2 protein-coding genes are annotated in these 3378 nt (G+C 34.5%); both read left to right on the plus strand.

The genetic code is table 11. The features are described from left to right. Positions 1 to 301 precede the first annotated feature (301 nt). Positions 302 to 2191, plus strand: a complete 1890-nt coding sequence (gene mnmG, locus CBG25_RS09555) for a tRNA uridine-5-carboxymethylaminomethyl(34) synthesis enzyme MnmG (protein ID WP_290606267.1) — start codon at positions 302 to 304, stop codon at positions 2189 to 2191. A 1-nt stretch (position 2192) separates the two neighbouring features. Next, positions 2193 to 2819, plus strand: a complete 627-nt coding sequence (gene rsmG / locus CBG25_RS09560) for a 16S rRNA (guanine(527)-N(7))-methyltransferase RsmG (protein ID WP_290606268.1) — start codon at positions 2193 to 2195, stop codon at positions 2817 to 2819. Positions 2820 to 3378: the final 559 nt, after the last annotated feature.

Raw genomic sequence — 3378 nt, forward strand, 5'->3', positions numbered from 1 at the left:
GTGGAAATAGCGCGAATGCGTTACGTGATGTAATGCAGGGAAGATCTGCCTGAATTCAGCAAATTCGTTCAAAAATCAGTCGATTAGCCAACAAATAATGATCTCACTCCCTCTTGTGCTGAAAAAAACAGCAAATCTTACCGACTGTGATCCCTATTTCATACGGCCTCAGGATCTTTGAAATTCCTAGGCGTTAAATAAAAAGATCTTATTTTATTGCGCAAGGATCATATAACTTGCCTCTTAGCAAAACTCGAGTAAAATTCACATCCCAAGTCATATTGAATACTAAGGTTTATACATGTTTTACCCAGAACAATTTGATGTCATTATTATTGGTGGAGGCCACGCTGGTACTGAAGCAGCTATGGCTGCTGCTCGTATGGGACGTCAAACTTTACTTCTAACCCATAATATTGATACGTTAGGCCAAATGTCATGCAATCCAGCTATCGGTGGAATAGGTAAAGGACATCTAGTTAAAGAAATTGATGCCTTAGGTGGCATTATGGCTATTACCACAGATAATACAGGGATCCAATTTAGAACGCTTAATGCAAGTAAAGGCCCAGCAGTACAAGCAACCAGAGCTCAAACTGATCGAGTACTTTATAAGCAAGCGGTTAGGACTGCGCTAGAAAATCAAAATAACTTAATGATCTTTCAACAAGCTGTTGAAAACCTGATCGTAAAAAACGATCAAGTTATTGGCGTGATAACCAAAATGGGATTAAAATTTCACGCAAAGTCTATCGTACTGACCGTAGGTACCTTTCTTGACGGTAAAATTCACATAGGATTAGAAAATTATAGTGGTGGTAGGGCTGGTGATCCTCCTGCTATTAGCCTATCACATAAATTAAGAGAACTACCTTTACGAGTAAATCGACTTAAAACAGGTACACCTCCTAGAATTGACGCAAGAACTATCGATTTTTCCCAATTAGCACCACAATTTGGTGATGATCCGACCCCTGTTTTCTCTTTTGTCGGATCTGTTGAACAACATCCTCAACAATTACCTTGCTACATCACTTATACGAATGAAAAAACTCACCAAGTGATCCGCGATAACTTGGTTCGTAGTCCTATGTACGCAGGAATTATTGAAGGAATAGGTCCCCGTTACTGTCCTTCCATTGAAGATAAAGTTATGCGGTTTGCAGATCGTTCAGCACATCAAATCTTCCTTGAACCAGAAGGGCTAACTAGTAATGAAATTTATCCTAATGGAATTTCTACTAGTTTACCTTTTGATGTACAAATGCAAATTATACATTCGATGAAAGGTCTAGAAAATGCACGTATTATTCGACCCGGATATGCGATTGAATACGATTTCTTTGATCCCCGAGATTTAAAGCCAACTTTAGAAAGCAAATTTATCAAAGGGCTATTTTTTGCAGGTCAGATTAATGGAACAACTGGTTATGAAGAAGCAGCAGCTCAAGGTCTACTAGCTGGACTTAACGCAGCTCGTTATGCTTTTGAACAAGAAGGATGGTTCCCTCGTCGTGATCAAGCCTACATTGGTGTTTTAGTTGATGATCTTTGTACCTTAGGCACTAAAGAACCCTATCGAATGTTTACTTCACGAGCAGAATATCGCCTTATGCTACGTGAAGACAATGCTGATCTTCGTTTAACCGAAAAAGGGTACGAACTTGGTTTAATCGATGAAAACCGTTGGCAAAAATTTTGTCGTAAAGTTGAATTAATTGAACAAGAACGTCAAAGGTTACGTAACCTTTGGTTACACCCTAATTCAGATAAAATTAGTGATCTTAATGAAATATTAACTGTTCCACTTTCAAAAGAAGCGAACGGCGAAGATTTACTTCGCCGCCCAGAAATGAGTTATAAATTACTTACTTCGTTAAACTATTTTTCACCTGCAATTGATGATCATCAAGTCACAAGTCAAGTTGAAATTCAAGTAAAGTATGAAGGTTATATTACTCGTCAACAAGAAGAAATAGAGAGACAGCTCCGTAATGAATATACTGCATTACCGACCAATTTAGATTACAAACAAATAACTGGTCTTTCTAATGAGGTTATTGCAAAACTCAATGATCATAAACCTAGTTCTATTGGCCAAGCATCGCGAATATCAGGTATTACGCCAGCCGCAATATCCATATTATTAGTCTGGTTAAAAAAACAAGGTTTATTACGTCGGAGTGCTTGAAATGAACTTAATAACCTATTTTAAAACTTTATTAGATAAAATAGATATTATTTTGACCGATCAACAAATACAACAGCTAATTGTCTATATTGAGTTATTAAATAAATGGAATAAAACATATAATTTAACATCAGTTAGATCACCAGAACAAATGGTTGTTCGTCATATTTTAGATAGTATTATTGTTGACAAATATCTTACAGGTAAACGATTTATTGATGTAGGTATAGGCCCTGGATTACCTGGTATACCTCTTGCTATTGTTCGCCCTAATGATCATTTCACACTATTAGATAGTTTGGGAAAACGGGTTAGGTTTTTGCGACAAATACAACATGAATTGATGCTTAAGAACATCGAGCCTATTCAAAAACGAGTTGAACAGTACCAACCAGTAAAAAAATTTGATGGCATAATAAGCCGAGCATTTGCTTCATTACAGGATATGCTTTCATGGTGTCAACATCTTCCGAAGCAAAATGGAGGACAGTTTTACGCACTTAAAGGTATACTTTCTGCAAATGAAATATCAACTTTTTCTTCTAATTTTAAGATAAATAAAATTATTTCGTTGGATGTACCAGGACTCGATGAACAGCGACATTTAGTGATTTTAGGGTTCAACTAATATTGTTTTTGATCAAAAAAAGTGACATTTTTTAGTCATAAAAAATAAATTTTTAAATGTTACCATTATTTTTATATCAAAATTTTAAACAGAAAATATATTAACTTTATTGTTACATTTAAATAACAAAAAAAGGATAATAAATTTATTGATATATTATATTATTAATTAGTTATATAAGATTATCTACAAGTATTTCTCCTCTTTATTTTTAATAAAGAAATAATTAATATTTTATCTTTGAATTTTTATCTTTGATTTTTCAATTTTTTTTACTTATTTCTTTTTAAGTAAATTAATAACCATATTAAAATGTGACAAAGATCATATTTTAAAATTTAATATAATTAAATAATAGTAATTAAATTGACATTATTTTGGGCACCTCGAAAAACCTAAGCCGAGTTTGATTTTGCTGATAAAGTTATCGGAAGCTGGTCTACTGAGCTAACCACCATGAAGAAACGCAGCGCCATTAAGAATGACCTCTTTGCAAACCAGTATCACCAACAGACGATCGACAAGTTGGGTGACCCGCTGGTCAAGATCGAAACCTGTA

Source organism: Arsenophonus sp. ENCA (genome assembly GCF_002287155.1).
Classification (GTDB): Bacteria; Pseudomonadota; Gammaproteobacteria; order Enterobacterales; family Enterobacteriaceae; genus Arsenophonus; species Arsenophonus nilaparvatae.

Excerpts from the sequence above, each read along its gene's own strand:
- mnmG (WP_290606267.1), top strand. The coding sequence starts at position 302 with ATGTTTTACCCAGAACAATTTGATGTCATTATTATTGGTGGAGGCCAC.
- rsmG (WP_290606268.1), top strand. The coding sequence starts at position 2,193 with ATGAACTTAATAACCTATTTTAAAACTTTATTAGATAAAATAGATATT.